5 protein-coding genes, 1 other RNA gene and 1 riboswitch are annotated in these 5,677 nt (G+C 40.0%); of the genes, 1 reads left to right on the forward strand and 5 read right to left on the reverse strand.

Translation table 11 applies throughout. The annotated features are described in order from the left end of the window. Both AB685_RS25405 and ssrS read right to left on the reverse strand, forming a co-directional pair. The coding region (locus AB685_RS25405; RefSeq protein WP_047973377.1) for a tRNA threonylcarbamoyladenosine dehydratase at positions 1-652 on the reverse strand (652 nt) is incomplete at its 3' end. A 192-nt stretch (positions 653-844) separates the two neighbouring features. After that, positions 845-1,031, reverse strand: a non-coding RNA gene (gene ssrS / locus AB685_RS30630) — 6S RNA. A 139-nt stretch (positions 1,032-1,170) separates the two neighbouring features. Here ssrS and AB685_RS25410 point away from each other — a divergent pair. Next, positions 1,171-1,464 (forward strand): hypothetical protein, encoded by a 294-nt coding sequence (locus AB685_RS25410; protein ID WP_047973378.1) that lies wholly within the window; start codon positions 1,171-1,173, stop codon positions 1,462-1,464. Between the two features lie 5 nt (positions 1,465-1,469). Here the strand turns inward: AB685_RS25410 and AB685_RS25415 are convergent, their stop codons facing one another. The 3 genes from AB685_RS25415 to hisS form a co-directional block, all read right to left on the reverse strand. After that, entirely contained in the window at positions 1,470-2,684 is a 1,215-nt protein-coding gene (locus tag AB685_RS25415; protein ID WP_047973379.1) for a homoserine dehydrogenase, read from the reverse strand. Between the two features lie 96 nt (positions 2,685-2,780). After that, a riboswitch (SAM riboswitch) is annotated at positions 2,781-2,894 on the reverse strand. A gap of 165 nt (positions 2,895-3,059) precedes the next feature. Further along, positions 3,060-4,847 (reverse strand): aspartate--tRNA ligase, encoded by a 1,788-nt coding sequence (gene aspS / locus AB685_RS25420; RefSeq protein WP_047973380.1) that lies wholly within the window; start codon positions 4,845-4,847, stop codon positions 3,060-3,062. A 1-nt stretch (position 4,848) separates the two neighbouring features. Beyond that, positions 4,849-5,677: histidine--tRNA ligase (hisS, locus tag AB685_RS25425; RefSeq protein WP_047973381.1), on the reverse strand; the 829-nt coding region annotated here is incomplete at its 5' end.

The following is a 5,677-nucleotide window of genomic DNA, read 5'->3' on the forward strand; positions in this document are numbered from 1 at the left end:
TACGAATCGGGCCTTCCTCAGCTTTTTGTGGAACAATTTCTTTACGGATATCTTCTCGTATTTTAATAGGCTGTTCATCAGAGAAGACAACTTCGATTCCTTTATGAATGCCATCCTTACGTAGCTTTGTGCGAATCACTTTTGCCATAGGATCATAGCTTGTCTTAGAAATATCCGTAATACGAAGGCGAGTAGGATCCATCTTATTAGCGGCACCCATACTTGAGATAATAGGGATTTTACGCTCTAAGCATTGTTTCATCAGGTGAATCTTATAAGAGATCGTATCACTTGCATCAACAACATAGTCAAGTCCATAGCTGAAGAACTGTTCATAGGTCTCTTCTGTATAAAACATTTTTAGAGCAATAACTTCACAATCAGGATTTATATCTGCAATCCGTTCTTTCATTAACTCTACTTTCTCGCGTCCTACAGTAGAAAGCAAAGCATGAATTTGACGGTTGACATTAGTAATATCTACATCATCCTTATCAACTAATACAAGACGGCCCACACCAGATCGTGCAAGTGCTTCAGCTGAAAAAGACCCAACTCCCCCAATACCTAGTACCGCTACTGTACTATTTTTTAATTGGTCTAATCCATCATGACCAATAGCTAATTCATTCCGTGAAAATTGATGTAACATGTATCGTTTCTCCTTCCAAGCAAAAGGTTTATTTACCAGCTAGTATACCCTTTTAGTAGCATACTAAAAAGCTATCTATTGTCGGATTTGAATATATCACAGCATGATGAAAAAGTCTAAGACGTTTCGTCACAAAAAGAAGCTAAATTGTTCAATTGAACAATTTAGCTTCATTTCCCAGTTATGTAGGWTAAGAATCCCAACTATGCCGTATTTGACTTACGCTTTGAACCTGCTCTCACAGGTGGGTGCACAGTGCTTATTATCTTACTTCCTTCCAAGAGTACACAAAGGCATGTAATCCAACAAACAACTACTTGCTCCCTTTTCAAAAGTGTTGGCTCAAAACACTCAGTTTTTACGTACAACGTAGGATTCTTATCTGTTGAACTAAATATAACATGACCGAAAACGACATGCAAGTATTTTATCTAAATTTTCTGTTATTTATTTTTTTGTTCTTTTTTTACTCCTGTGGTACGGTAGATATAAACTTATTTAGGAGGCTTCATCTAGTTATGAAAAAAGCACTTGCCACCCAACGTTGTATCGAAATCAGTCAAGAAATTGGTTGGACTGAAAAGAGAATTGTTGAAACCTCGTATGATATGATGCTTTTTCCAGATCAGTTAACAGTAAAAGATGAACATTACCCTATTCAATCTATATTTGATATTTCATATCGTAAAAAACCCGAAAAAAATGCGATGGGCTTCTTGTATCTTCACACAAGCCGCGGAGTAAGGACTTATTATATTAAAGAAGAACCCACTGCTCTCATTGAAGCTTATCGAAATCTCATTAAAACCTAGTGTGATTAGAGCACCTTACTATGTTGACGACTTTTCACTTGATTGAGGTCACCACATAATTGATAAACAGGCTGATAGAGGTAATCGACTGCAGCATCCTTCACAATCCATGCCTCTCCCTCTGCATGAGGAATGGATTCAATGATGTTGACCGAATGTGCCTCAGCCCAGTGCAAGCACTCTCCGTAGCTTGCTTGATTGACAAACACCACATCATAATTAGCACTCTCTTTTGAATCACTTTCTGCTATAACGACTCGATCTCCTTYGTAGCGTTTTTGAAAAAGATAATCTTCAACCATACTATTAGCGGTAGCAGCTCCTCCAGCCCCAGGCCCGACAAAAGCTAATTCATGAATATCTTCGCCGTAAATAACCACCCCATTTGTAACGCCATTAATGGAAGCTAATAGTTCGTCATTCACAACAAATGCCGGCGATACAATGCCTTTAATCTCTCCCTCTTCAAGCCTCGCATCTCCTACTAATTTAACTTGGCAGCCAATATCACTTGCCACCTCTACATGCCAATTTTCAATCTCACTCACTCCAAAACGGCTTATCTGCTCAGGGTCAGCCCATTTGCCAAAACAGAGTCGGCTTAAGATGATTAACTTATACCATGCATCAAAGCTTTCAATGTCATCTGTAGGATCACTTTCAGCATAACCTAACTGCTGGGCTTCAAGTAACACATCCGCAAAACTACGTCCTTTTTGAATCATTTCCGTCAACATATAATTGGTCGTTCCATTTAAAATCCCTCTCACTTGATTAATGGCTGTCGTTGCAAGTGTTCCACGAAGAGCATTTACAATCGGAACAGCTCCCGCAACAGCCGCTTCGTAACCATAAAAAGCTCCACCTGAAGKCGCTACTTCTTCAAGTTCTTCACCTTTTTGCGCCACAAGCTTTTTATTTGCTGAGATAACTGGAATTCCTTGCCGGAGAAAATAGTGAGTGTACGTAAAGGCTGGTTCAATCCCTCCCATCGCTTCAAATACGATATCGTACTTTTGATGAGCTTTAAACTGTTCCCACTCTGTCGTGATGAAGACATCCTTAAGGTTGGCACGATCTTTTTGACGATCTTTTACCAAAATGGCTGTGATTTGAAACGGCTCATCTATTTGCTTTTCAATGGTTTTACGGCTTTTTTCTAGCCGTTCATATACGCTTCCACCTACTGTACCAAATCCAAGAATCGCTACTTTTAACATAACTCTCTCTCCTCGCCTCTTATCTATCTCGTCTTAGCTTTATATCTAGAATTAAACACAAAAAAACCTTTCACTAAGGAAAGGTTTTTTTGCCTTCCCTTATCTACCAGAATGAATACATTCTGCTGAACGTAGCACCTTTGTTTGTATGGCATACAAACCGGTTGCCGGGTTTCATAGGGTCAGTCCCTCCACCACTCTTGATAAGGATGAGATCTCTATCTCATATTGTTTCGAATTTTCTATTAAAACTGATTATACGCATCACGAATCGAAGAGTCAATGTTTTTTTTCGTTTATGCGAAAACGTAATGCGATTGCCACATTCTAAAAAACCCCGCTTGCGCGGGATGCGCTCTAGCGGGGATCTATTTATTAAGCTTTTACTTTATCAGACTTCTTTCCAATGACAGATAAGTTTAAATCAATTAATTGATCAAGACTTACTTCACTTGGTGCATTGGTTAACAAGCAGCTTGCGCTTGCTGTTTTCGGGAATGCGATCGTGTCACGTAAGTTTGTGCGACCTGCAAGTAGCATGATCAAACGGTCAAGTCCAAGCGCAATACCACCATGTGGAGGTGTACCGTATTCAAATGCTTCAAGTAAGAAGCCGAATTGCTCTTTTGCTTCTTCTTCTGTGAAACCAAGTGCTCTGAACATATGCTCTTGGATCTCACGCTCGTAAATACGTTGTGATCCACCACCAAGCTCATAGCCATTTAAAACAAGATCATAGGCTTCAGCTCGGACAGCTGCTGGATCCGTTGCAAGAAGATCACGATCTTCTTTCTTCGGACTTGTGAATGGATGATGCAGAGCCACAAAACGTTTTGCATCTTCATCATACTCAACGAGTGGGAAATCAACCACCCATAGGAAGTTATATGCAGCCTTGTTAATCAAGTCAAACTCTTTACCAAACTTCAGACGAAGAGCACCTAAGCTATCGAACACAACTTGTTTTTTATCAGCTGCAAAGAATAATAAGTCTCCTTCTTCACCATTCATTGCATCAAGTAAGCTCTCTGCTTGCTCGCCTTCAAAAAATTTAGCCACAGGACCTTTAAGACCTTCAGCTTCTACTTTCAACCAAGCAAGTCCCTTCGCACCATAAGGCTTCACAAACTCAGTTAAAGCATCAATCTCTTTACGAGACATTTWACTTGCTCCACCTTTTAAGTTTAACCCCTTTACAATGCCACCGCTGTTGATTGCACTAGTAAATACTTTAAAGCTAGAGTCAGCTACAACCTCAGAAAGCTCAACAAGTTCCATTTCAAAACGAGTATCTGGCTTATCTGAACCGTAACGATTCATTGCTTCWTCATAAGTTAGGCGTTGCATCGGAAGAGAAATATCGATGCCTTTTGTTTCTTTCATTACTTTTCCCATCATTTTCTCAGTCATTGAAAGCAAGTCTTCTTTATCCATGAAAGATGTTTCAATATCAATTTGAGTAAATTCTGGTTGACGATCCGCACGTAAATCCTCATCGCGGAAACAACGAACGACTTGGTAGTAACGCTCAAAGCCTGACACCATCAAAAGCTGCTTAAAGATTTGTGGTKATTGTGGCAGCGCATAGAACTCACCGTGATGCACGCGACTTGGAACAAGATAATCACGCGCCCCTTCTGGTGTACTCTTTGTCAGCATTGGTGTTTCAATCTCAAGGAATGCTTCATCATCTAAGAAGTTACGAATTAGTTTCGTCGTTTTATGGCGCAGCTTAAATGTTTCTTGCATATCAGGACGACGCAAGTCTAAGTAACGGTAACGTAGACGAACATCCTCAGAAGCATCCGTATCTGCTTCAATTTGGAACGGAAGTGATTTAGAAGCGTTTAGAACTTCAACCTTCGTTACATGGATCTCAATGTTCCCTGTAGGAAGTTTATCGTTTACTGTACGTTCCTCACGAGCTACAACTGTTCCTTCTATCTCTAAAACATACTCATTACGAACACGTTCAGCTGTTTCTAATGCTTCTTTGTTTACCTCTGGGCTAAATACAACCTGAACAATACCAGAACGGTCACGGAAATCTAGGAAAATAACATTCCCAAGATCACGACGCTTTTGTACCCATCCTTTTAGTTGTACCACTTCACCTACATGCTCTTCTCTTAACTCTCCACAATGATGCGTTCTACCTATCATCTTATTTGCCTCCCTCAACTTGCTCTTTCATATATGTGATAAAGGTATCAAGTGCAACCTCGAATTGCTCACCTGTTTCCATGTTCTTAACATTTATACGTTTCTCAGCAAGTTCATTATCACCAAGAATGGCTGTATAGCGTACGTTTAGACGATCAGCTGCCTTGAATTGAGCTTTCATCTTTTTATCTAAATAATCTTTATCACAACGAATGCCTGCTTGACGTAATTGGTATAGAAGCTCAACCGACTTTTCCTTTGCAGCATCACCTAAAGTCACAACAAAGCAATCGAGTTGATTACCAAAATCAGGCACTTTCCCTTGAGCTTTTAGCGCCATGATTAATCGCTCAATACTAAAGGCARATCCAATTCCTGGTGTCTCAGGTCCTCCAAATTCTTGTACAAGCCCATTGTAGCGTCCGCCTCCACATAATGTCGTGATCGCCCCAAAGCCTTCACCTTCTGCCATTACTTCAAATGCAGTGTGATTATAATAATCAAGTCCACGCACTAATGTGGGATCAATGACATATGGTAAGCCCATCTGTTCAAGATGTGCCTTTACTTGTTCGAAATAAGTCGCTGATTCTTCTGTGTAGTAATCATGAATCGAAGGAGCTGTAGCCATTAATGGATGCTCACGATCTTTTTTACAATCAAGAATGCGTAGTGGATTCTTCTCTAACCGACTTTGGCAATCAGAGCAAAACTCACTGATGCTTGGTTTAAAGTGATTAATAAGCGCCTCTCTGTGTGCATCTCGGCTTTCTTTATCACCTAAACTATTTAAAACAAGCTTGATATCAGTTAAGCCAAGCTCATAATAA

This window comes from Bacillus sp. LL01 (genome assembly GCF_001037965.1).